Consider the following 22,882-nt stretch of genomic DNA (forward strand, 5'->3'; position numbering starts at 1 on the left):
CGCAGGCTCAGGACCGGACGAGCACCCCGGGCGTCGGCGTCATGCGAGCGGCCGGGGCGGAGATCGCCCTGAGGTGGATGTTCTGCAGGAGGCCCACCGCGAGCATCCCGGCGAACATCGAGCTGCCGCCGTAGGACACGAAGGGCAGCGGGACGCCGGTGACCGGCATGATCCCGACGCACATCCCGATGTTCTGGAAGGCCTGGAAGCCGAACCAGCAGGCGATGCCGGCCGCGGCGATCCGACCGAAGACGTCGTCGGTGTGGGCCGCGATCGAGAGGGCACGCCACAGCACGACCACGAGCAGGCCGATCAGCAGCCCGGCCCCGACGAGGCCCAGCTCCTCACCGGCGACGGTGAAGACGAAGTCGGTGTGCTGCTCGGGCACGAAGCCCGAGCGCGTCTGCGAGCCGTCGAAGAGGCCCTGGCCGAAGAGCCCGCCGTTGCCGACCGCGATGCGGGCCTGCTCGACGTTGTAGCCGGCTCCGCGCGGGTCGAGATCGGGGTTGGTGAAGGCGAGGAAGCGGTCGACCTGGTAGGCCTTCAGCGCCCCGGCGGACACCGCGGCGACCGCGGCGGCGACTCCCCCGCCGGCCAGCAGGACCAGCCAGCGACGCCGGGCACCGGAGGCCGCGAGCACGCCGAAGACCGTGGCCGCGAGGACGAGCATCGTGCCGAGGTCGGGTTGGAGCATGATCAAGGTGGCGGGCACGGCGGCGACGCCGAGCATCGCGAGGACGTCGACGGTCCCGACCCGGGTGCGCCAGCGCGCGTCGGCGCGCTCGGCGACGACAAGCGCCATCCCGACGACCACGGCGAGCTTGGCGAGCTCCGAGGGCTGGATGGACATGCCGCCGACCATCAGCCACGAGCGCGAGCCGTTGATCGTGGAGCCCATCGTCAGCACCAGCACCAGGCCGACGACCGACGCGAGGTAGACCAGCGGCGTCAGGATCCGCACCCACCGGTGGTCGGTGGCCATCACGGTCACCATCAGGACCAGCCCGATCGCGACGTTCATGACCTGCTTGCCGAGGTAGGCCGAGGAGTCACCGCCCGTGAGGTCCTCACGGTTGCTGGTGGCCGACCAGACGAGCAGCGTGCCGAGCACGGTGAGCGCGAGCACGGCGCCCATCAGCACCCAGTCGATGCCGTTGACCTGGCTGAGCCGGCTGCTGGAGCGGCTCGGTGAGCGACCGGCAGGACGACCGGCGGAGCGGGAGGGGGGTCGGATGCTGGTGGTGGTCATCGCTTCTCCGTCGCCGGGGGCAGGATCGAGCCGTCACGCCGGAAGGTCGGCAGGCCGCGGGGCGGGGTCACGCCGGGGATCGCCGCGTCAGCGGGGCGGACCTCCTCCTCGGTGACGCCGTAGAGCGCCTCCCAGATCTTGCGGATCGCCGGGCCGGACGTGCCGGAGCCGGTGCCGCCCTGGCTGACCATCATCACCACGACGTAGTCGTCGGAGTAGGACGCGACCCACGACGTCGACTGCTTGCCGTAGACCTCCGCGGAGCCGGTCTTGGAGCGGATCGCGACCTCGTCGAGGGGGAAGCCGACCATCCGCCAGGCCATCGTGCCCTGACGGGTGACGCCCTTGAGGGCGTCGTCGATGTAGCCGAAGACGCCGTCGGGCACCTTCACCTGACCGACCTTCTTGGGGGCGATCTTGCGGATGACGGTGCCGTCGGAGCTGACGACGGCCTTGCCGATGCGCGGGGCGTAGAGCGTGCCGCCGTTGGCGATCGCGGCGTAGGCCCGCGCCAGCTGCAGCGGCGTGACGATCGTGTCTCCCTGGCCGATGGCGAAGTTGACCGCGTCGCCGGCGCGGTAGGCGTAGCCCTCGGCGCAGAACTCGCGGGCGAAGAGGTAGACGAAGTCCGAGGTGTCGGCCGTCTGCGGCTTGGCGGCGAGGTCGCAGTAGTAGTCCTTCTGCGACTCGAAGTAGGCCCGCTTCCAGGCGCGGTCGGCGATCCGGCCCGAGGCCTCGCCGGGCAGGTCGATGCCGGTCTCGCGGCCGAAGCCGAACTTCTTGGCCTCCTCGACCAGCGGGTCACGGGCGTCGACGTCGGCGACGTCGGAGCCGTAGCGCTGCCAGTAGTCGAGGCCGACGCGGTAGAAGAAGGTGTTGCAGGAGACCTCGAGGGCCTTGGCGAAGCTGATGTAGCCGTAGGCACCGGACTCGTAGTTCTTGAAGTCGCGGTTGCCGACGCTGAGGAACGACGAGCAGTTGAGCATCGTGTCGGTGCTGTAGCCGTTGCTGAGCGCACCGGCCGTCATGAACGGCTTCCACGTCGACCCAGGGGCGAACTGGCCCTGGGTGGCGCGGCCCAGCAGCGGCGTGCCGGCCGCCTCGGAGTAGAGCCGCGAGAGCTGCTTCTTGGTGATGCCGCCGACCCACAGGCCTGGGTCGTACGTCGGCTGGCTGGCCATCGCGACCACGCGACCGGTGTCGGCCTCGAGCACCACGACGGCGCCGGAGTCGGCCACGTAGTTCTTGCCGGTCACGGTGTCGCGCGTGGCGCGGGCGACCGCGATCGCCTCCTCGAGCTGGGTCTCGACGACCCCCTGCACCTTCGCGTCGATGGAGGTCACGAGCGTGTCTCCGGGCTGGCTCTCGACCTCGCCGTCGTCGCCGAGCACGCGGCCCATCGAGTCGACGGCGACCGAGCGGTAGCCGGGCATCCCGCGCAACCACCGGTCGTACTGCTTCTCGACGCCGGCTCGACCGACCGCGGAGGCACCGTTGACGGAGCGGTCGCCGTCGTCCTGCGCGGTGTCGTACTCCTCCTCGGTGATCGGGCTGAGGTAGCCGAGGACGTGGGCGAGGTTGATGCCGAAGGGCTGGGGGTAGGAGCGCACGGTCTGCTGGTCGACCACGACGGCCGGGAAGTCCTCGGGCTGCTCGAGGATGCGCAGCGCGACGTCCTGGGGCACGTCCTGGGCGACGGGCACGGCCTGGAAGGGCGAGCCGTTCCAGCACAGGCCCGAGACGCTGCCCTCCTCGCCGCACGTGACGAGCTGCTTCTCGATGCGCTTCGCGCGCTCGCCGACGACGCGGCCGAGGCGCTCGACGAGCTTGGCGCGCACGCCGTCGGTCATCTTGTCGACGACCGTTCGGTCGACCGAGACGACCCACGAGGTGCGGTTGGTGACCAGGGGCCGGCCCTGGTCGTCGACGATCAGGCCGCGCTGGGGCTGGACGACGATCTCGCGCACCGACTGGGCCGCGGCCTGCGCGGTGTATTCGTCACCGGAGACCACCTGGAGGTAGTAGAGCCGGACGAAGAGGGTCGCGAACAGCGAGAACACCAGGGCCTGCAGGACGAGCAGGCGCAGCTTGCTGCGCTGGGCGGCCTGCGGTCGGGCGGAGGTCACGACATCGCCCGCTCGGGCTCGAGCCGCTGGAACATCACCATCACCAGCGGCAGGACGAACGGCGTCAGCACGAGGTCCCAGACCACGCTGATGCCGACCACCTGGAGCAGGTCGGGCACGGTGAGCGGCGGGTCACGCAGCAGCAGGCCGCTCAGCGCGAAGACCGAGGTGCCGAGGAACGACGATGCGGCGACGGTGGCCAGCGCGGCGGTGACGGTGGGCTTGATGTCGAGGGCGACCCGGCCGGCGACGTAGCCGACGACCACGAGCGCCAGCGCCCAGCGGCCGGCCACGTGGTCGGCGGGGGGTGCGAGGTCGAGCAGCACGCCCGCGCCGAAGCCCAGCAGCATCGCGAACTGCGAGCCGCGCACCAGCGCGGCGCCGACGACGACCAGGAGCACGAGGTTGGGCACGACGCCCTGCCACGAGACGTAGGAGAACACCGAGACCTGGAGGACCAGCGCGAGGCTGACCGCGGCGACGGCGAGGAGGGCACGCACGGAGGTCATCGCAGGCTCCCGTCGGCCTCGATCACGGCACGATCGCTCGTGGTGCCCGAGGGCACCACGACACCGACGAGGTCCAGCGCGCCGAAGTCGACGAAGGGCTCGATGACCGCGCGCTGCGAGGAGTCGCGCAGGTTGGAGAAGACGGTGGAGATGCGACCGACGGGCACGCCGGCGACATAGGGGGCACCGCTCTCGCTGCCCCAGGTGACGACGGTGTCGAACTTGCGGGGCACGACCGACTCGTCGATCAGGTCGAGGTCGAGACGCCCCTCGTCGCCGAGCACCCCGCGGCCGTGGAGCATCCCGATCTCCATGCTCTCGCCCACGCGGCCGCCGACGACGGAGTCGGCGTCGATGAGCAGCAGGACGGTGGCGGTGGTGGCGGTGACCCGCAGGATGCGACCGACCAGCCCGTCGTTGTTGACGACCGTCATGTCGGGGCGCAGGCCGGAGCGGGCACCCGCGTCGATGGTCACGGTGCTGGAGAAGGACTGCGAGGGGCCCATCCCCACGACGCGGGCCGGGACCAGCGCATAGCCGAGGTTGCCTGCGGCGGCCGTCAGCCCGTCGTACTCGGCGAGCTTGTTGCGGTCGTAGCCGGCGGTGTTGACCTGCTGGCGCAGCGAGGCATTCTCAGCCTCGAGGTCGTCGATCTCGGCGCGCATGGAGTCGTGGGTGGTGAACCAGCGCGGGATCGCGGCGACGGGACGCACGACGGCCGCGGCGGTGACCTCGACGGGCCCGTAGACCTCGCCCATGGCGCGACGGACCGGCTCGACGGGTGAGTCGGAGCCGCCGTGGTAGTCGAGGGTGATCAAGGTCGCGCAGGCCAGCAGCAGGGCGACGACGAGCGCGCGGGGCGGCTGCCCGCGACCAGGGGTGCGGTCGGAGCTCCCCCAACGACGCTCGCGGTGGTGGTCGAGGGCCATCAGAAGCGCCTCGCGTCGGAGACGAGCACCTGCTGGAGCGCCTCGAACTCCTCGACGCAGCGGCCCGCGCCCAGGGCGACGGAGAGCAGCGGGTCCTCGGCGACGTGGACGGGCATGCCGGTCTCGTGGCGCAGGCGCTCGTCGAGGCCGCGGAGCAGGGCGCCGCCGCCGGTCAGCACGATGCCGCGGTCCATGATGTCGCCGGCCAGCTCGGGCGGGGTCTGGTCGAGCGTCGCGCGCACGGCGTCGACGATCGCGTGCAGCGGCTCCTCGATGGCCTGGCGCACCTCGGCGGCGGAGACGACGACGGTGCGCGGCAGACCGGTGATCATGTCGCGCCCGCGGATCTCGGCCTCGGGCTCCTGGGCGCTCGGGAAGGCCGAGCCGAGGGTCATCTTGACCTCCTCGGCGGTGCGCTCCCCCAGCATCAGGGAGTGCTCCTTCTTCATCCAGGTCACGATCGCGGCGTCGAGCTCGTCGCCGGCCGTGCGGATGGACAGGCTGGTCACGATGCCGCCGAGCGAGATGACGGCGACCTCGGTCGTGCCGCCGCCGACGTCGACGACCATGTTGCCGGTGGCCTGGTGCACGGGCAGCCCGGCGCCGATCGCGGCGGCCATGGGCTCCTCGACGATGTAGACCCGGCGGGCGCCGGCCTGGTAGCCGGCCTCCTTGACCGCGCGCTGCTCGACGGCGGTGATGCCGCTGGGCACGCAGATGACCATGCGGGGCTTGGCGAAGTAGCGGCGGCGGTGCACGCGCTGGATGAAGTAGCGCAGCATCTGCTCGGTCGCCTCGAAGTCGGCGATGACGCCGTCCTTGAGTGGGCGGATCGCGGTGATGTTGTCGGGCGTGCGCCCGATCATCCGCTTGGCGTCGTGGCCGACGGCCAGGATCTCGCCCGTGGTGTCGTTGACCGCCACCACGCTCGGCTCGTCCAGCAGCACGCCCTTGCGCCGGACGTAGACCAGCGTGTTGGCGGTGCCGAGGTCCACCGCCATGTCGCGGCCGATGAAGCTGTTCGCCATGCCCAACGCCTCGCAGCTCTTAGCAGCGTGCGCTCGGGGAAGAGGGGACGACGCGCGCACGCCTCGCCGTACCCGAGGTCGAGCGTAGGTTCCGACCCGGCGATCTCCGCGCAGGCACGCCGTTGCGCGTGTTGCTGATGTGACTTGCGGTGGTGGAGGTGCCAGCGCCGGCCGACCACGGTGGTTGAGGTGCGAGCGCAGCGAGCCTCGAAACCACCACCCACGGTGGTTGAGGTGCGAGCGCCGGACGACCACGGTGGTTGAGGTGCGAGCGCAGCGAGCCTCGAAACCACCCGAGCAGACGGCCATCCACAACCCGCGGTCTCACCAGGTGTGACTGCGCCGACCAACAGCCACCCTCGCAAGATGCCGCACACCTACATCCTCCGCTGCAACGACGGCAGCTACTACGTCGGAAGCACGTGGGACATCGACCTGCGCGTCTGGCAGCACAACAACGAGGGCGGGGCCGCCTACACGCGCCACCGGCAGCCAGTCGTCCTCGTCTGGAACGCGGAGTTCGACTCGATCGCAGAAGCATTCGCCTTCGAGAAGCGCGTCCTGGGCTGGAGCCGCGCCAAGCGCGAGGCTCTCATCCGCGGGGACTTCGACCACCTTCCCGACCTCTCGCGGCGACCATCGGTGCGAGCCCGGGGTCGGCGGAGCTCGCAGTAGCGAGATCGGAGTGGTTTCGAGGCTCGGGCCTGGCGGCCCTCACACCTCAACCACCGTTGAGAGCCTCAGAGATACGACTCCGGGTCCGTACGACGCTGCCAGTCGCGCCGGTCCTCCTCGGGGACCTCGAGGCAGGGACCCTCGACGGAGAGCAGGACGTAGTCGCCCTGGCCGGGGAGCTCGGAGAGGGTGGCGGTCAGGTCACCGGAGGTGCCCTCGAGGGTCGAGCCACCCGGGCGGGAGCCGGGGGTGGGGTCGGCGAAGCCGGCGGCCTCCATCACCGGGACGAGGCCGTCGAGGTAGGGGCGGGTGGCAGCCGCTCCGGCGTCGACGCGCCCGGTGGCGGTGTAGCGGAAGGTGCGGACCTCGTCCTCGGAGGCCGACTCGCACCCCTCGACGCGCCCGGTCGTCTGGGACGCACGCCCACCGAGGGCGTCGACCGCCCCGGTCACCAGCGCCTTCGCCGAGGCGCGGGCCCGGTCGCGCTGCTGCTCCAGGGCCACACTGTCCACCACGTCGTCGTCTCCCGATCCGCAGGCGCCGAGGACCAGCACCGTCGAGAGCCAGCCTGCCAGCACGTGTCGAGGCGTCACCGGGTGGCCGGGCTGGTCGGGTTGCGGTCGTACTCCGGGTCCTGCACGCCGTCGTACCACGGGTCGTAGACGTGGTCGGCGTGCTCGACCGCGTCGTAGTTGCCGTTGACGATCTGGCTGATGTTGAAGAGCGACTCGGTGTCGTGGTCGAAGTACTTGGAGTGGTCGCCGAACGAGAAGGCGCCGCCCCGGGTCTCCGACTCTGCCTCGAAGCGGTTGGCGCCGAAGTCGTCCTCGGCGGGGTCGTCGCCGAGACCGGCGCCGAGGACGGTCTCGCCGTGCACCCAGCCGTGGTTGCCCAGGTCGGCGACCGGGTCGCGGCTGTTGGCGCCGGCCCACACGTGCTCGGGGTCGATGCCGGTGTCACCGGCGTCGTTGGTGTCGCCGCCCACCCCGGGGCTGCCGACGAACACGATCTCGTCGACCTCGATGCCCTGGTCGTGGGCGGCGTGGCCGGTGGTCGTGGAGCCATAGCTGTGACCGATCGCGGTCAGGTGCGCCGGGTCGCCGTCGCGGCTGGCCCTCAGGCCGTCGATCGTGTCGGCGAGACGCTCCCCTCCGGCCGTCGCCATCTGCTCGCTGACGACGCCGGCGCCGTCGAAGCCCTCGTCCCACGGCGCGTTGTCGGGGGCGTCGTAGCCGATCCAGAACATCGAGGCGTTGGAGGCGTCGGGGTCGAGGTAGCGGGAGGACTCGTAGAGGGTCGCGGCCCGGTCGGCCTGGTAGCCCGCGCTCTCGCCCTCGGTCCCGAGACCGGGCACCACGACCGACACGTTGTCGGCCGTGTCGAGGTTGCCGGCGCTGATCGCGATGGCCCCGTCGCCGTCGAAGGCGGCCGGGTCGTAGAGGTAGATCTGGGTCTCGATGGGCTCCCCGGTGACGGGGTCGACCCGGTCGGCGATGTTGCGACGGGCCTCGTCAGCGGCGCGGGCGTTCTCCAGCCAGGTGCGCTCGTCGTCGGTCAGCTCGCCCAGCGACTCGGTGTGCGTCCAGTCGGCGAGGTCGCGGTCGAGGGCCACCGTGTTGGCGGCGTCGCGCGCGCCCGCCGGGATGCCGTCGAGGTTGCCGATCGCGCCGGGCGCTGCGGCGATGATCGCCTGCTGCTGCCCAGGTGTCAGCGAGTCCCACCACGCGTTGACCTCCGCCGGGCTCGCGCCGGAGCCGGGCTTGGTCGCCAGCGCGCCGTCGGCCGGGTCGGCGACACCGCCGTAGATCCGCTCGACCGCCTCCGCCTCCTGCACGCGCTGGAAGGCCTGCACCATCGCGGTCTCCTCCGCCGCGATGTCGCTCGACCACGCGGTCACGTCGGCCTCGTAGACCTCGACCTCGCGCCGCACCCGGTCGCACTCGGCCTGCAGCGCCGCAGCGTCGTCCTCGGTCGCGCTCGTGACCTCGCCGCGCAGCCGCACGACCTCGCCGGTGAGGTAGGAGCGGCGCTCCTCCAGGTCCGTACGACGGTCCAGCAGGCGCTGGAGCTCGTCGGCGTGGGCGTCGACGCGGGTCGCGACGGAGCGCAGGGCCAGCGACATGGCGTCCGCCTGGCGCCCGATCGGGGCGATGGTCTCGTGGTAGCGCGCAGACCCACGACCGGTCCAGTCGTCGATGCGGGCGTCGCCGGCCACGAAGGTGCCGAGGTCGTCGATCTGGGCGGACGCCGCGAGCAGGTCACCCCCGCACTCGCGGACGGCCCCGGGCTGGCAGGTGAGCAGGGGCACAGCCCGGGGCGCCGGCGGCAGCGTGATCGTCGTCATCGCTGCTCCGCCACGTAGGTCGAGAGGAGGAAGAGGTCGACGCCGGCGGCCTCGTCGCTGGTGACGTAGTCGCGGATGACGATGCGCAGCCCGTCGGCCCGTGCCTCGGAGTCGGTGCCGAGCGCCTCGGCGTGGCGCTGCCACTGGGTCAGGAAGCGCGAGGCGGCACCCGAGACGGCGCTGGTGAAGCCGTCGCTGCCGGCGCCGGAGATCTGGCCCGCGGCGGCGTCGAGGTCGAGGTGCTGGTCGTCCCACCGCTGGGAGGCGACCCCGACCGAGAGCGGCACGACCTCCATCACCGACCACCCGCCTGTGGCGTGGCGGGAGGACGGGTCAGCGCCCGCGCCCGGTCCTGCCCCACCGGCAGGGACTCGGCGGCCAGGTCGACGAGCAGCGTGCCCGACCCCTCGGCGTACGACGCGGTGAGGGTGAGGTCGTCGAGGTAGGCGACCAGCCGCTCGACCGGACCGTCGGGCCGGGTGACGGCCCAGCCGTCGGACTCGAGCTCGGCCCGCAGGGCGACCACGACGTGGAAGCCGTCGTCGCGACGCGTGACGAGGCGCGCGGTGGCGTTGACGGACTCCGGGCCGGCGCCGTAGGTGCACCGTGACTGCGGCCGGTCGTCACTGTCGGGAGCCACCATCGACCACAGGCCCCGGGCGACCGCCTCGACCCGGAGCAGGGTCGACGCGACCACCTCGTCGGACACCGGATCACCGCCACCGGGTGGCCCCACCGGTGGCAGCAGCACGACGTCGACATCGCGGTGCCGACGTCGCAGGACGTCGAAGAACGGGTCACCGACAGGGTCCGAGAGGGGGTGCAGCTCCATGGAGGGAGCGTGCCCAGGTCACCGCGGAGGAAACTCCGGACCCCGCGACCTGTGGACCGGATCGTGGATCCGCGTGCGGATCAGAGGTGCGGGAACCAGATCGCGATCTCGCGCTCGGCGGACTCCGGCGAGTCCGATCCGTGCACGAGGTTCTCGCGGTTGGAGAGCGACAGGTCGCCGCGGATCGTGCCGGGAGCGGCCTTGCGGCCGTCGGTGGCGCCGTTGATCGCGCGCACGACCTCGATCGCCTCGTCGCCCTCGAGCACCAGCGCGACCAGGGGCCCGCTGGTCACGAAGGCGCGCAGCGGCGGGTAGAAGTCGCGCTCGACGTGCTCGACGTAGTGCTCGTCCGCCTTGGCGCCGTCGATGAGGCGGTGCTCCATCGCCACGATCGTGAGGCCCTTGGCCTCGAAGCGGGACAGGACCTCCCCCACCAGGCCGCGCTTGACGGTGTCGGGCTTGAGGAGGACGAGGGTGCGCTGGCTCATGGCCCCGACCCTAGCGACTCAGCCGAGCTGAGCAGCACGCCGGACCACGTCCTCGGGCACCGGTCCGCTCGCGTCGTGCGCCGCCACGGGCGCCGAGGAGACGCGGCGGATCGGGATCACCCCGCCCCAGATCCCCGCCTCGACGTCCTCGACGTCGTCGACCGGGCCCTCCGCGCGGACCTTGAGCGACGCCTCGTGCAGGGGTACGGCGAGCACCGCGGTCGCTGCCAGCTCCTTGCGCGTGCTGGGACGCAGGGTCGCGGAGCGGCCGGGGACCATGTGGTCGACCGTGCGCGCGAGCGCGTGCGCCTTCTCGTCGGCGTCGGTGACGATCCGGGCGACACCGACGACCACCGCCGAGCGGTAGTTCATCGAGTGGTGGAAGGCCGACCGAGCCGCGACGAGGCCGTCGACCTCGGTGATCGTCACGCACACGGTGGTCGCCTCCGAGCGGTTCAGCCAGCGTGCGGCGACCGAGCCGTGGACATAGAGCGTCCCGCCCTCGTCCGGACCCTCGAGGTCGACCGCGAAGGCCACCGGAAGCACGACGGGGTGGTCGCCGACGCTGACGCCGAGGTGCGCCACGAGTGCGTCATCGAGCAGGGCGTGCAGCTCCGACCGGTCCTCGACGGCGCGGTTGCGACCCCGGTTGACCGAGGTCCGGGCGGTGGGCGAGAGCGGCGCGAGCGTCATGGGTCTAGCCTCGACCCCACAGTGGCCTGTCGTCACGGGCCAATCCACGCCAATTATGACAGGACACTCGTGGCCACGCTGATCGTCGAGCTCGACCGCACGAAGCCCACGTCGCTGGGCCTCCAGCTCAGCGGCCAGGTCCGCGCGAGGATCACCGGCGGACATCTCGCGCCCGGCGACCGTCTCCCGAGCAGCCGGGCTCTGGCCCGGGACCTCGGCGTGGCCCGGTCGGTCACCGAGCAGGCCTATGCGCAGCTCGTCGCCGAGGGCTGGCTGGAGGGTCGCCACGGCTCGGGCACCTTCGTCGCCGCGAGCGGCCCGACCACGGCTCCCCAGGCTCCCCGGCATCCGACCGCCGCCCCCGAGCGGCCCCTGGTCCGCCTCGACTCGGGCACCCCCTGGATCGACGACCGGCACCGGGCTGCCTGGCGACGTGCCTGGCGCGAGGTCAGCGCGGCCGCTCCCCCGCGCGGCTACGACGACCCCCGCGGCCTGCCCGAGCTGCGTGCCGAGCTCGCCGCCCGGCTGGCCCGCACCCGCGGGCTCGACGTCCACCCCGACGAGGTGCTGGTCACCGCCGGCACCACCGACGGCCTGCGGCACCTGATGACAGCCGTGGCGCCGGGCGACGTCGCCGTCGAGGACCCGGGCTACCGCGCCGCGGTCGAGACGATCCGCGCCACCGGCCGGGGCATCGTCGACCTCCCAGCCCTCCGAGCCGTCACCGACCTGCGGGGCGTGGTCGCCACCTACGTCACGCCCGCGCACCAGCACCCGCTCGGCCCCCCGATGTCGGGTGCCGACCGGCTCGCGCTGCTGGCGGCCGCGCGCACCGCGGACGCATTGGTCATCGAGGACGACTACGACTCGGAGTTCCGCTACGACGTGGCACCGATCCCCGCGCTCGCCAGCCTCGACCGTGACCGGGTGGCCTACCTCGGCACCGCCAGCAAGGCCGTCGCCCCCAGCCTGCGCCTCGGCTGGCTGGTCGCGCCCGAGGCTGTCCGAGAGCGCGTCGAGCGACACCGCGCGATCACGCACGACGCCGCGTCGTGGCCGGTCCAGCGCGCCTTCCTCTCGCTCCTGCGTGACGGCTACGTCGACCGGGTCGTCCGCTCCGCGCGCCGGGTCTACGCCGACCGCGCGACGCGCGTGGCGGCCGCCCTCACGCCGTACGTCGAGGCGCCGGTCGCCGGCATGTACGCCGCCGTCGTGCTCCCCCGCCCCCTCGCGCTGGCCGCTCACCGGGCCGCCCGCGACGCCGGCTTCGACGCGCCACTGCTGTCGGACTACTGCCGCACGGCCGACCTGCACGGCCTGATCATCGGTTTCGGCGGCTGCACCGACGCCGAGCTCGACAGGGCGCTCACGGCGCTGGCCGGTGCACTCGGTGGAAGAAATGTGTGATCCTGCCCCCTCCTCCTGCCCGGGTCGTCCCGTGTAGAGGGGTCGGACCAGGCCGACGGAGGAGACATGGACGCACTGCACGAGCGGCTCGCTGAGCTCGCGGAACTCAGCGACAGCAGGCCCGACCCCGGCACGGCCGGCGCCGCGGAGGCCCGTGGTCGCCGTTACGCCCACCACCGCCGTCTCGGCACCACCCTGACGTCGCTGGTCTGCATCGTCGCCCTGGTCGCAATCGCTGCCGCCTCGCTGCTGACCTCCCGTGACAGCGTGCAGCCCGCTGCTCCCGGTGCAGCGAAGGGGCTGCCCGAGGAGATCTACGAACCCAGCCGGTGGCTCGACGGCACCGAAGGCAGCCCTCCGGGCCCGCTCTCGCTGTTGATCAGTGCCGAGCGCGGCACCTGGACCGGCACCGTCCCCGGCGTCGTCGGTGTCTCCGCGACCACCGGCGTCTACCGCTTCCTCGACCTCCCGCGCGCCGCGCCGGGCGAGGAGGTCGCCCTCTCCCCGGACGGCACCCACGTGGCCTTCTGGGCGACGGGGCCCACGACGCTCTCGCCCAACACCAGGTCCGAGGGCAACGGTCCCGTCGGGGCCGTCGCGGTCTTTGACACCGTCACCGGTGAGACCGTGCGCCACGACATCGTCAGTGACCACGGTCTGGCGCCCGACAGCTTCATCTGGCAGGACAGCGACACCCTGCTGCTCAACTTCGGCGTCTACCTGGGCGGCGACGGCGACTCCGAGATGGCCCAGAGCTCCTCGAACGACCACACCTGGCATCGGTGGGTCGTGGGCACCCCGGCCCCGGTCGCGGCCGGACTCCCCCCGGGAGCCGACGTGGTCGACGCCGCCACCGGCAATGTCTTGATGACAACAGCCTCCGGCGGGTTCGTGGTTCGCGACCAGGTGACGGGAGCCGAGCGCCTCTTCTCGGTCGGCTCGGACTTCTCCACGCAGCCCGTGCTCGACGACACCGGCCGCCGCATCGCCTACGTCGCGGGGAGGTCCTCGAGGCCAGGCATCTCCGGCAGCAACCCCAACCGCATCTATGTCGCCACCATTACCGGGGCGCTGTCCAGGGACGGCGCCGCGTCGCCCCCCGGCCTCGACCGCCGGATGCTGCCCAACAACGGGCGCACCAACGACGTCCTCGGCTGGGTCGACGACAGCACGATCGCCGTCGCTCGCAGCGAGATGGGCGAGGGGGCCGACCTGGGCCACGCCGCCATCGACCTCGTCGACGTCGCCACCGGGGAGTCCCGCCAGCTCGTGATCAGCAGAGGGTTTCCCCAGCTCCCCGTGAGCTCGATGGCCACGGACCTCCTGGCGAGCCCGAGCATCACGGCACCCGAGCCTCCCCGCCCGTGGGACCCACGCGTCACCACCGGGCTGCTGACCTCCGTGCTCCTCGTCGGCCTGCTCGGCGTCCTCTCCTGGAGGCGCCGTGTCCGAGCGTGACGACGTCTCCTTCGAGGAGTTCGTCGTCGCCCGGCGCGCGGCCCTGCTGCGCACGGCCTACCTCCTCACCGGCGACCTCGACGACGCCGAGGACCTGCTCCAGGTCGCCCTGGCCAAGTGCTACCCGCGGTGGCGTCGTCTCGCCGACCGACCGGAGCCCTACGTACGACGGGTGCTCGCGCGCGAGTCCATCAACCGCTGGCGCGGACGGCGCTGGCGGGAGACGCTCGGCGCTGTCCCCTCCGACCCTGTCGACGGCCGCCACGACCCCGACGCCCACGACCGTCGGCTCGAGCTGGCCGCGGCGCTCGGGCAGCTCTCGCCGCGCCAACGTGCCGTGCTGGTGCTGCGCTACTTCGACGACCTGACCGAGCGGGAGACCGCCCAGCTGCTCGGCATCTCGGTCGGCACGGTGAAGTCCCACGCGCGCGATGCTCTCGCGCGGCTGCGGGTCCTGCTGCCGGACTTCGAGCTCTCGCTCCGCTGACCACGCGTCAGTCGGTCTGCCCCTCGGCCTCGGCGGCCAGCTCGGCGTCGAGGGCGGCGTAGGCCTCGGCGCGCTCCCGCTCGATCTTGCGGCCCAGGAAGTCGGCGGTGCCCCACAGCAGCGCGAAGATCCCGCCGAGGACGAACATCAGCGGGATGACGAAGCCGAGGCCCACGGCGGCGGCCTGGATCGCCCAGCCGAGGCGGTAGCCCCACTCGGAGCGCAGCATGCCCGCGACGAGCAGGCAGGCCACCATCAGGCCGAGCCCGACCGAGAGCGCCGTGGCGACCCCGACGTCGGCGATCGCGATCATGACCGGCGTGGTCAGGCCGAGCGTGATCGCCTCGAGGCTGAGGATTGCCGCGCACATGCCGCGACGGGGTGAGCGCTGACGGTCACTCATGAGCGACGCCTCCTGATCAGGGCACGAGCCTCTCCGACGGTCACCACCGAGCCGGTGACGAGCACGGCGCCGGAGCCCAGCGACTGACCGGCGTCCTCGCCCGACTCGGCCCTCGCGGCGGCCTGGTCGATGGCGCTGGCGAGGTCGGGCTCGACCGTGACGCGGTCCTCGCCGAAGACGTCGAGCGCGGCCTGTGCGAGCTGGGCGGCCGGCATCGAGCGGTGCGTGGAGTTCTGGGTGCACACGATGTGGGCGAAGTGGGGCTCGAAGGCCGACAGCAGGCCCTCGTAGTCCTTGTCCGCCATCACCCCGACCACACCGATCAGCGGGGAGAAGGCGAAGGAGTCGTCGAGCGCGGCCGCCACGGCCTCGGCACCGTGCGGGTTGTGCGCGGAGTCGAGGACGATCGTGGGGCTGCGTCGCACGATCTCGAGGCGGCCCGGCGAGCTGACCTCCGCGAAGGCCGCCCGGACGAGCTCCTCGTCGAGCGGCTGGTCACCGGCGAAGGCCTCGACCGCCGCCAGGGCGACCGCGGCGTTCTGCGCCTGGTGCGCGCCGTAGAGCGGAATGAAGACCTCGTCGTAGCGGGCACGCAGGCCCTGCAACGAGACGACCTGACCACCGACGGCGGGCACGCGGGTGATCACGCCGAACTCCATCCCCTCGCGCACGACGGTGGCACCGACCTCGACCGCGTGGGCGAGCAGCACCTGGGCGACCTCGGGGGTCTGCTGCGCGAGCACGGCGAGCGAGCCGGCCTTGATGATGCCGGCCTTCTCGGCGGCGATGTCGACCGGCGTCTCGCCGAGGTACTGGCTGTGGTCGACCGCGATCGGCAGCACCACCGCCACCGTCGCGTCGGCGACGTTGGTGGCGTCCCACGAGCCGCCCATCCCGACCTCGAGGACGGCCACGTCGACGGGTGCGTCCGCGAAGGCGGCGAAGGCCATGCCGACGACGGTCTCGAAGAACGACAGCGGGTGGGCCTCGGAGGCGTCGACGAGGTGCGTGAAGGGTGCGACGTCGTTGAAGGCGCGGACGAACCCCTCGTCGTCGAGCTGCTCGCCGTCGATGCTGATCCGCTCGGTCATGCGCTCCACGTGGGGCGAGGTGAAGCGGCCCGTGCGCAGGTCGAGCGCGCGCAGCAGGGTGTCGATCATCCGCGAGGTCGTGGTCTTGCCGTTGGTGCCGGTCAGGTGGATCACGGGGTACGACGCCTGGGGGTCGCCCAGCAGCTCGGCGAAGGCACGGATGCGGTCGAGCGAGGGCTCGAGCTTGGTCTCCGGCCAGCGGGACAGCAGGGCGTCCTCGACCTCGGCGAAGGTCTCGGCCAGACGGGGCACTTCAGGGGTCTCGGTCATCTCACCTCCGAGTCTAGGGACCCGACCCCTCGACCCGAGACTGGAACAGGTTCTAGTGTGCTGGGATGAGGACCACGGTCGCGATCGTCAACGAGCAGGGACACGACTTCACCTTCGAGGAGGTGGAGATCGACGGGCCGCGCGCCGACGAGGTGCTGGTGCGCATCGTCGCCACCGGCCTGTGCCACACCGACATCACGATGCGCACCATGCTGCCGCCGGAGATGTTCCCCAACGTGTTCGGCCACGAGGGCGCGGGCGTCGTGGAGGAGGTCGGCGCCGACGTCAGCGGCATCGCCGTCGGGGACCACGTCGTGCTGAGCCTGCGGTCGTGCCGCAGCTGCGCGAAGTGCGACGCCGGGATGGTCGGCTACTGCGAGTCCAGCCTGATGATCAACTACATGGGGATGCGGATGGACGGCTCCACCACCTACTCGCGCGACGGCTCCCCCGTCTTCGGCTCCTTCTTCGGCCAGTCCAGCTTCTCCCAGCACGCGATCGCGTACGCCGACAACGTGGTCGTGGTCGACAAGGCGCTGGACCTCACCAAGATCGCGCCCTACGGCTGCGGCTTCCAGACCGGCGCCGGCGCCGTCCTCAACGTGCTCCGGTCGGGCCCCACCGACAGCCTGGCCGTCTACGGCGTGGGCGCCGTCGGGCTCGCCGCCATCGCCGCCGCGAAGGCCCAGGGCGTCGGCACGATCATCGCGGTGGACCTGATGCAGAGCCGCCTCGACGTCGCCGCCCGCTACGGCGCGATCGGCGTCAACCCCGCCGACCTCGAGCAGACCGGGCTCGGCAGCCCGGTGGTCGACCGCGTCAAGGAGCTGAGCGGCGGCGGGACGACCGGAGCGGTCGACACCACCGCCGTACCGGCCGTCATCAAGCAGGCCGCGCAGGCCCTCGGCGTCCGTGGGCAGCTGGTGATCCTCGGCCTCGGCGCCGAGGAGTTCCCGGTCGACGCGATCGACATCATGCAGAACGGCAAGGTCATCCGCGGCAGCGTCGAGGGCGACTCCGACCCGCTCACGATGGTGCCGCGGCTGATCGAGATGCACCAGGCCGGGCAGTTCGACGTGGACGACCTGATGGTCAGCTATCCCTTCACCCAGATCAACACCGCCATCAGCGACGTCAGCACCGGCAAGGTGGTCAAGCCGGTGCTGGTCTGGTGAGCGTCCCCGCGACAGGGATCAGCGGATCACCAGGTTGACCATGTCCTCGACGGGGCGGTAGCCGATCGCCTCGTAGATCTTGTTGGAGGTCGGGTTGGCCTGGTCGGTGAACAGGCAGGCCCGCACTCCCTCGTCCAGCAGTCGCCGTGACACCGCCGCCACGGCCGCGCTCGCATAGCCGCGACCGCGCGCCTCCCGCGGCGTGTAGACCGGCCCCACGCGGGCCACGCCGAACGACGGCGGGTTGTGCGCGGTCAGGTGGACCACATGCCCCTGATCCTCCCAGACCCAGATCAGGCCCTCGTCGATCCGCCGCGCCATCTCGTCGGCCTCCATCGACTCACCCTCCTGCAGGGGCTCCGACCCGGCCTGCTCCGCGGCCTCGACAGCGAACCCGTTCCACCACGTGACGGCCAGGTCGACGTCCTCGGAGCGGGCTTGACGCAGCAGCCCCGCGGGCAGCTCGGGAGCCACCACCTCGGTGACCTCCCACAGGCGCATGTGCTCATGGATCTTCACCCCACCCCCCGTCGCGCGGGAGATCTCGTCGGCGACGTGGCCGCTCGCGACCAGCGCGCCGTTGACGGCCGTGACCGTCTCGCCGCGGTCGAGGACGGCCCGAGCGAGGGCGCGCGCGGCGGTCTCGGGCATCGACAGGACATAGAGCCAGTACGGCGCGAAGGGCGCCGTCCGCATCGCGACACCGCCCACGTCGTCGCCCTCGCGGACCACGGCCCACCAGCGGGGGTGCTCGCCCCGGGTCTCGCCGCGACGGTCGGCAGCGAGCAGCTGGTGCGACACGCTCGACACCACGGTGGTCAGCACCGGGTCCTGCTGCAGGTGGGACCCGGCGGCGTCGAGGAAGGAGCCGGGATCGTCGAAGAACTCCACGTGCGCCATCCCCAGAACCTAGGCGTCGTCACGCGCTCGGGACCAGTGGATAAAGCGGGTGATGGCCACCACTAGGATTTGTGCATGACCGAGATCATCGACAGCCAGGCACCGGACGAGACGCGCACCGACAGCGGCGCCGTCGTCGTACCCGAGAAGCCGGCCCTCGAGGGTCTCGAGGACAAGTGGTCGGCGCAGTGGAAGGCCGACGGCACCTACGCCTTCGACCGCACCCAGCCGCGCGAGAACGTCTTCTCCATCGACACCCCGCCGCCGACCGTCAGCGGCAGCCTGCACGTCGGGCACGTCTTCTCCTATAGCCACACCGACCTGATCGCGCGCTTCCAGCGCATGCGCGGCAAGTCGGTCTTCTACCCGATGGGCTGGGACGACAACGGGCTGCCGACCGAGCGCCGCGTCCAGAACTACTTCGGTGTGCGCTGCGACCCCTCGCTGCCCTACGACGCCGACTTCACCCCGCCGGAGAAGCCGGACCCCAAGAAGCAGGTCCCGATCTCGCGTCCCAACTTCGTCGAGCTGTGCAACCGGCTCGTCGTGGAGGACGAGCAGGTCTTCGAGTCCCTGTGGCGCACCCTGGGCCTCTCCGTCGACTGGGACCAGACCTACACGACGATCGGCGCCAAGGCGCAGAAGGTCAGCCAGACGGCGTTCCTGCGCAACTACGCCCGTGGCGAGGCCTACCTCCAGGACGCACCGACGCTCTGGGACGTCACGTTCCAGACCGCCGTCGCCCAGGCCGAGCTCGAGGCCCGCGACTACGCCGGCGCCTACCACCGCGTGACCTTCCACCGGCCTGACGGCGAGACGGTCGCGATCGAGACCACCCGTCCCGAGCTGATCCCCAGCGTGGTCGCCCTCATCGCGCACCCCGACGACGAGCGCTACCAGCCGCTCTTCGGCACGACCGTCACCTCGCCGGTCTTCGGCGTGGAGATCCCGGTCGTCGCCCACCCCGCCGCCGAGATGGACAAGGGCGCGGGCATCGCGATGTGCTGCACCTTCGGCGACCTCACCGACGTCACCTGGTGGCGTGAGCTCGACCTGCCGGTCCGCACCGTGATCGGCCGCGACGGCCGCTTCCTGCGCGAGACGCCGGAGTGGCTCGCCGCCGAGCGCGCCGCCACGGCCTACGCCGAGCTGGCCGGCAAGACCGTCTTCTCCGCCCGCGAGGCCATGGTCGCCGCGCTGCGCGAGTCCGGCGACCTGGTCGGCGAGCCGACCCCGACCCAGCGCATGGCCAACTTCTACGAGAAGGGCGACAAGCCCCTCGAGATCGTGGCCACCCGCCAGTGGTACATCCGCAACGGCGGCCGCGACGCCGCCCTGCGCACCGAGATGCTCGACCGTGCCGGCGAGATCCAGTGGCTGCCCGCGCACATGCGCCACCGCTACGACAACTGGGTCGGCGGCCTCAACGGCGACTGGCTGATCTCGCGCCAGCGCTTCTTCGGCATCCCCTTCCCCGTCTGGTACCCCCTCGACGAGGACGGCGAGCCCGACTACGCCCACCCGCTGATGCCCGCCGAGGCCGAGCTGCCGGTCGACCCGTCCACGCAGGCGCCGCACGGCTACTCCGAGGAGCAGCGCGGCAAGCCCGGCGGCTTCCTGGGCGACCCCGACGTGATGGACACCTGGGCGACCTCGTCGCTCACGCCCCAGATCGCCGGCGGCTGGGAGACCGACGACGACCTGTGGCAGCGCGTCTTCCCGATGGACCTCGCCACCCAGGCCCACGACATCATCCGCACCTGGCTGTTCTCCCGCGTCGTGCGCGCCCACTTCGAGAACCACGCCGCACCGTGGTCGCACGCCCTCATCTCGGGCTTCATCGTCGACCCCGACCGCAAGAAGATGTCGAAGTCCAAGGGCAACGTCGTCGTCCCTGACGAGATCCTCGGCAAGTACGGCGCCGATGCGGTCCGTTGGCGCGCCGCCATCGCCCGCCCCGGGCTCGACTCCCCCTTCGACGAGTCGCAGATGAAGGTCGGTCGTCGCCTGGCGATGAAGGTCCTCAACGTCTCGAAGTTCGTCCTCGGGGGCGTGGGCGCGACGTCGGCCAACTCGGTGGAGGTCACCGAGCCCATCGACTGCGCCCTCCTGGGACGACTGGCCGCCGTCGTCACCAAGGCCACGGACGCCTTCGAGGCCTACGACTACACCACCGCGCTCGAGGTCAGCGAGAAGTTCTTCTGGGAGTTCTGCGACGACTACGTCGAGCTCGTCAAGGGCCGTGCCTACGCTGAGGACGGTGGCGCTCCCACGGAGTCGGCCAAGGCGACGCTCGCGCTGGCCCTGAAGGTGCAGCTGCGCCTCCTCGCGCCGTTCCTGCCCTACGTGACCGAGGAGGTCTGGTCGTGGTGGCAGGAGGGCTCGATCCACCGCAGCGAGTGGCCGCTGGTCGCCGAGCTCGGCTCCGCAGCCGCGTCGGACCCGGCTGCCGTCGACGCGGTCGCCTCGGCCCTGGTCGGGATCCGCAGCGCGAAGTCCCAGGCCAAGGTGTCGATGCGCGCCGAGCTGTCCCGCGTGGAGATCTCCGGGCCCGAGCTCCTCGTGCGCGCCGCCGAGCTCGCCGCGCCGGACCTGCGCTCGTCAGGCAAGATCACGGGTGACCTGGTCTTCACCGTCACCGACGCCACCGAGCTGTCCGTGGCCGCGGAGCTGGCACCGACGGAGTGATGCTCAACGCATGAGGCGAGGGCTACCGGTGACCCCGGTGGCCCTTGCCCTTGTCGCCCTTGTTCTTGTGGCCCTTGCCCTTGTGGCCCTTGCCCTTGTGGCCCTTGTCGCCCTTGTCGCGGTCCCCGTGCTTGGCCCCGTGACCCTTGCCCTTGTCGCCGCGATCGCGGTCCTCGTCGCGGTCACCGTGCTTCGACCCGTGAGCAGTGCCGTGGCCGTGGCCCTGTCCCTTGCCACCGCCGGCGCGGTCGCCGTCGTGGGACCCGCGTCCGCGATCACCCGGGCCGCGGCCACCGTGGTTCGTGCCGGGCTTGGCCCCGCGGCCTCGATCGGGGCGGGACGTCGAGTGGGTCGGCGTCGACACGACCTGGCGCGTCACCTCGACCACCGCGGGAGCAGGGGCGGGCTCGGGCACAGCAGCGGGAGCAGCCTTGACGGGCGGCCGGGGGGCGATCTCGACGCCCGAGGCCACCTCCTGCACGGACTCGATGCCGGTGGTCAGGAAGCCGCGCACGGCGTCGCTGCGCAGGGCGCTGACCATGATGACGGCGCAGACCATCGCCACGGCGCAGAAGGCCACCAACGGCCGGCGCTGCTCCCTGCTCATGCTCGTGTCCCCCACGTGACCTCGCCTACCCGGATGTTGGCTTCCAGTCTGGTCGGCCAACGAGGCAGGTCAAACTCGGGCTACGTGAGCGGCGAGGGTGTCTAGACCACGACGTCTGCCAGCGAGAGCGGGTCAGGCGGACTTCTTCTTCTTGGCCTCGGACTCGCGCGGGACCAGGGTCGGCGCGACGTCCTCGAGCACGACCTCACCGGTCACGATGACCTTGGCGATGTCACCACGCGAGGGCACGTCGTACATCACATGGAGGAGGACCTCCTCGATGATGGCGCGCAGCCCACGAGCGCCGGTGCCACGCTCCATCGCCTTGTCCGCGATGGCCTTGATGGCGTCCTCGGTGAACTCCAGCTCGACACCGTCGAGCTCGAAGAGCTTCTGGTACTGCTTGACCAGCGCGTTGCGCGGCTCGGTCAGGATCTGCACGAGCGCGTCCTGGTCGAGCTTGGTCACGCTGGCGATCAACGGCAGACGGCCGATGAACTCGGGGATCAGGCCGAACTTCGTGAGGTCCTCGGGACGCACCTGCGCGAGCAGGTCCTCGGCGTCGCGCTCGGCCGCGGTGCGGACGTCGGCGGTGAAGCCGAGGTTCTTCTTGCCGACCCGCTGCTCGACGATGTGCTCGAGGCCCGCGAACGCACCACCCACCACGAAGAGGATGTTGGTGGTGTCGATCTGGATGAACTCCTGGTGCGGGTGCTTGCGGCCGCCCTGGGGCGGGACCGAGGCGGTGGTGCCCTCGATGATCTTGAGCAGCGCCTGCTGCACGCCCTCGCCGGAGACGTCGCGCGTGATCGAGGGGTTCTCCGCCTTGCGGGCGACCTTGTCGATCTCGTCGATGTAGATGATGCCGGTCTCGGCCTTCTTGACGTCGTAGTCGGCGGCCTGGATCAGCTTGAGGAGGATGTTCTCGACGTCCTCACCGACGTAGCCGGCCTCGGTCAACGCCGTGGCGTCCGCGATCGCGAACGGGACGTTGAGCATGCGGGCGAGCGTCTGCGCGAGGTAGGTCTTGCCGCAACCGGTCGGGCCGATGACCAAGATGTTGCTCTTGGCGACCTCGACGACCTCGTCCTTGCTGTGCTTGCCGGCCACCGGCTGGAGGCCGGCCTGCACGCGCTTGTAGTGGTTGTAGACCGCCACGGCGAGCGACTTCTTGGCCTGCTCCTGCCCGATGACGTAGGAGTTGAGGAAGTCGAAGATCTCCTTCGGCTTGGGCAGCTCCTCGAGGCTGACCTCGGTGCCCTCGCTGAGCTCCTCCTCGATGATCTCGTTGCAGAGGTCGATGCACTCGTCGCAGATGTAGACGCCGGGGCCGGCGATCAGCTTCTTGACCTGCTTCTGGCTCTTGCCGCAGAAGGAACACTTCAGCAGGTCGCCTCCGTCACCGATGCGTGCCACGGGGTCATCTCCTTGAATGCGGTTGAGCGAGTCGAGCGTTGGTGCAAACCACCCGAAGGTACCTGCTGGGACCCCCGCGAGGGGGTCGGACACGGCAACCTCCGGAC

At 71.4% G+C, this 22,882-nt stretch carries 22 protein-coding genes; 6 read left to right on the plus strand and 16 right to left on the minus strand.

The features are described from left to right. Nucleotides 1-7: 7 nt before the first annotated feature. Genes rodA through AAG827_RS11565 form a run of 5 tightly spaced genes read right to left on the minus strand, consistent with a single transcriptional unit; the run spans nucleotide 8 to nucleotide 5,841 of the window. A complete protein-coding gene (gene rodA, locus AAG827_RS11545) occupies nucleotides 8-1,249 on the minus strand; it encodes a rod shape-determining protein RodA (protein WP_341926130.1) in 1,242 nt (413 codons plus the stop codon). Beyond that, nucleotides 1,246-3,375 (minus strand): penicillin-binding protein 2, encoded by a 2,130-nt coding sequence (gene mrdA / locus AAG827_RS11550; protein ID WP_341926131.1) that lies wholly within the window; start codon nucleotides 3,373-3,375, stop codon nucleotides 1,246-1,248. The genes rodA and mrdA overlap by 4 nt, the downstream gene beginning before the upstream one ends. After that, nucleotides 3,372-3,884, minus strand: a complete 513-nt coding sequence (gene mreD, locus AAG827_RS11555) for a rod shape-determining protein MreD (RefSeq protein WP_341926132.1) — start codon at nucleotides 3,882-3,884, stop codon at nucleotides 3,372-3,374. The genes mrdA and mreD overlap by 4 nt, the downstream gene beginning before the upstream one ends. Then, nucleotides 3,881-4,813, minus strand: coding sequence for a rod shape-determining protein MreC (gene mreC, locus AAG827_RS11560; protein ID WP_341926133.1), 933 nt, complete (start codon nucleotides 4,811-4,813; stop codon nucleotides 3,881-3,883). Before mreC ends, mreD begins: the two co-directional genes overlap by 4 nt. Continuing rightward, nucleotides 4,813-5,841 carry a rod shape-determining protein gene (locus AAG827_RS11565; protein ID WP_341926134.1) on the minus strand — a complete coding sequence of 343 codons (1,029 nt, stop codon included), beginning with the start codon at nucleotides 5,839-5,841 and terminating at the stop codon, nucleotides 4,813-4,815. The genes mreC and AAG827_RS11565 overlap by 1 nt, the downstream gene beginning before the upstream one ends. A gap of 366 nt (nucleotides 5,842-6,207) precedes the next feature. Between AAG827_RS11565 and AAG827_RS11570 the strand changes: the two genes are divergently transcribed. After that, complete coding sequence (locus tag AAG827_RS11570; RefSeq protein WP_341926135.1) at nucleotides 6,208-6,516, plus strand: GIY-YIG nuclease family protein; 309 nt, start codon at nucleotides 6,208-6,210, stop codon at nucleotides 6,514-6,516. Nucleotides 6,517-6,581: 65 nt separating this feature from the next. Here AAG827_RS11570 and AAG827_RS11575 read toward each other — a convergent pair whose 3' ends face one another. The 6 genes from AAG827_RS11575 to AAG827_RS11600 form a co-directional block, all read right to left on the minus strand. Further along, nucleotides 6,582-7,094, minus strand: a complete 513-nt coding sequence (locus tag AAG827_RS11575) for a hypothetical protein (RefSeq protein ID WP_341926136.1) — start codon at nucleotides 7,092-7,094, stop codon at nucleotides 6,582-6,584. Nucleotides 7,095-7,105: 11 nt separating this feature from the next. After that, nucleotides 7,106-8,860, minus strand: a complete 1,755-nt coding sequence (locus AAG827_RS11580; RefSeq protein ID WP_341926138.1) for an alpha/beta hydrolase — start codon at nucleotides 8,858-8,860, stop codon at nucleotides 7,106-7,108. Next, nucleotides 8,857-9,156 (minus strand): hypothetical protein, encoded by a 300-nt coding sequence (locus AAG827_RS11585; protein ID WP_341926139.1) that lies wholly within the window; start codon nucleotides 9,154-9,156, stop codon nucleotides 8,857-8,859. The genes AAG827_RS11580 and AAG827_RS11585 overlap by 4 nt, the downstream gene beginning before the upstream one ends. Continuing rightward, entirely contained in the window at nucleotides 9,156-9,692 is a 537-nt protein-coding gene (locus AAG827_RS11590; RefSeq protein ID WP_341926140.1) for a hypothetical protein, read from the minus strand. Before AAG827_RS11590 ends, AAG827_RS11585 begins: the two co-directional genes overlap by 1 nt. A gap of 80 nt (nucleotides 9,693-9,772) precedes the next feature. Further along, nucleotides 9,773-10,180, minus strand: a complete 408-nt coding sequence (gene ndk, locus AAG827_RS11595; protein ID WP_341926141.1) for a nucleoside-diphosphate kinase — start codon at nucleotides 10,178-10,180, stop codon at nucleotides 9,773-9,775. Between the two features lie 18 nt (nucleotides 10,181-10,198). Further along, entirely contained in the window at nucleotides 10,199-10,873 is a 675-nt protein-coding gene (locus tag AAG827_RS11600; protein ID WP_341926142.1) for a pyridoxamine 5'-phosphate oxidase family protein, read from the minus strand. A 69-nt stretch (nucleotides 10,874-10,942) separates the two neighbouring features. Between AAG827_RS11600 and AAG827_RS11605 the strand changes: the two genes are divergently transcribed. From AAG827_RS11605 to AAG827_RS11615, 3 genes are all read left to right on the plus strand, one after another. Next, a complete protein-coding gene (locus AAG827_RS11605; RefSeq protein WP_341926143.1) occupies nucleotides 10,943-12,280 on the plus strand; it encodes a PLP-dependent aminotransferase family protein in 1,338 nt (445 codons plus the stop codon). 66 nt (nucleotides 12,281-12,346) lie between these two features. Further along, entirely contained in the window at nucleotides 12,347-13,738 is a 1,392-nt protein-coding gene (locus AAG827_RS11610) for a hypothetical protein (protein ID WP_341926144.1), read from the plus strand. After that, nucleotides 13,725-14,225: a SigE family RNA polymerase sigma factor gene (locus AAG827_RS11615; protein ID WP_341926145.1), complete on the plus strand. Its 501-nt coding sequence runs from the start codon at nucleotides 13,725-13,727 to the stop codon at nucleotides 14,223-14,225. Before AAG827_RS11610 ends, AAG827_RS11615 begins: the two co-directional genes overlap by 14 nt. Nucleotides 14,226-14,232: 7 nt before the next feature. On the opposite strand, the gene AAG827_RS11620 is transcribed toward AAG827_RS11615, so the two are convergent. Further along, nucleotides 14,233-14,628, minus strand: coding sequence for a DUF4233 domain-containing protein (locus AAG827_RS11620; protein WP_341926146.1), 396 nt, complete (start codon nucleotides 14,626-14,628; stop codon nucleotides 14,233-14,235). After that, nucleotides 14,625-15,989, minus strand: coding sequence for a folylpolyglutamate synthase/dihydrofolate synthase family protein (locus tag AAG827_RS11625; protein ID WP_341926147.1), 1,365 nt, complete (start codon nucleotides 15,987-15,989; stop codon nucleotides 14,625-14,627). Before AAG827_RS11625 ends, AAG827_RS11620 begins: the two co-directional genes overlap by 4 nt. 65 nt (nucleotides 15,990-16,054) lie before the next feature. On the opposite strand from AAG827_RS11625, the gene AAG827_RS11630 reads away from it, so the two are divergent. Continuing rightward, entirely contained in the window at nucleotides 16,055-17,164 is a 1,110-nt protein-coding gene (locus AAG827_RS11630) for an NAD(P)-dependent alcohol dehydrogenase (RefSeq protein WP_341926148.1), read from the plus strand. A gap of 18 nt (nucleotides 17,165-17,182) precedes the next feature. On the opposite strand, the gene AAG827_RS11635 is transcribed toward AAG827_RS11630, so the two are convergent. After that, entirely contained in the window at nucleotides 17,183-18,064 is an 882-nt protein-coding gene (locus tag AAG827_RS11635; protein WP_341926149.1) for a GNAT family N-acetyltransferase, read from the minus strand. A 75-nt stretch (nucleotides 18,065-18,139) separates the two neighbouring features. Between AAG827_RS11635 and valS the strand changes: the two genes are divergently transcribed. Then, complete coding sequence (gene valS / locus AAG827_RS11640; protein WP_341926150.1) at nucleotides 18,140-20,752, plus strand: valine--tRNA ligase; 2,613 nt, start codon at nucleotides 18,140-18,142, stop codon at nucleotides 20,750-20,752. Nucleotides 20,753-20,774: 22 nt separating this feature from the next. On the opposite strand, the gene AAG827_RS11645 is transcribed toward valS, so the two are convergent. Beyond that, nucleotides 20,775-21,359, minus strand: coding sequence for a hypothetical protein (locus AAG827_RS11645; RefSeq protein ID WP_341926151.1), 585 nt, complete (start codon nucleotides 21,357-21,359; stop codon nucleotides 20,775-20,777). Between the two features lie 132 nt (nucleotides 21,360-21,491). Beyond that, on the minus strand, nucleotides 21,492-22,775 hold the full coding sequence (gene clpX, locus AAG827_RS11650) for an ATP-dependent Clp protease ATP-binding subunit ClpX (RefSeq protein WP_341926152.1): 1,284 nt from the start codon (nucleotides 22,773-22,775) through the stop codon (nucleotides 21,492-21,494). Nucleotides 22,776-22,882: the final 107 nt, after the last annotated feature.

Origin of the sequence: Nocardioides psychrotolerans, from assembly GCF_943371775.1 — a bacterium.
GTDB classification, from domain to species: Bacteria; Actinomycetota; Actinomycetes; order Propionibacteriales; family Nocardioidaceae; genus Nocardioides; species Nocardioides psychrotolerans_A.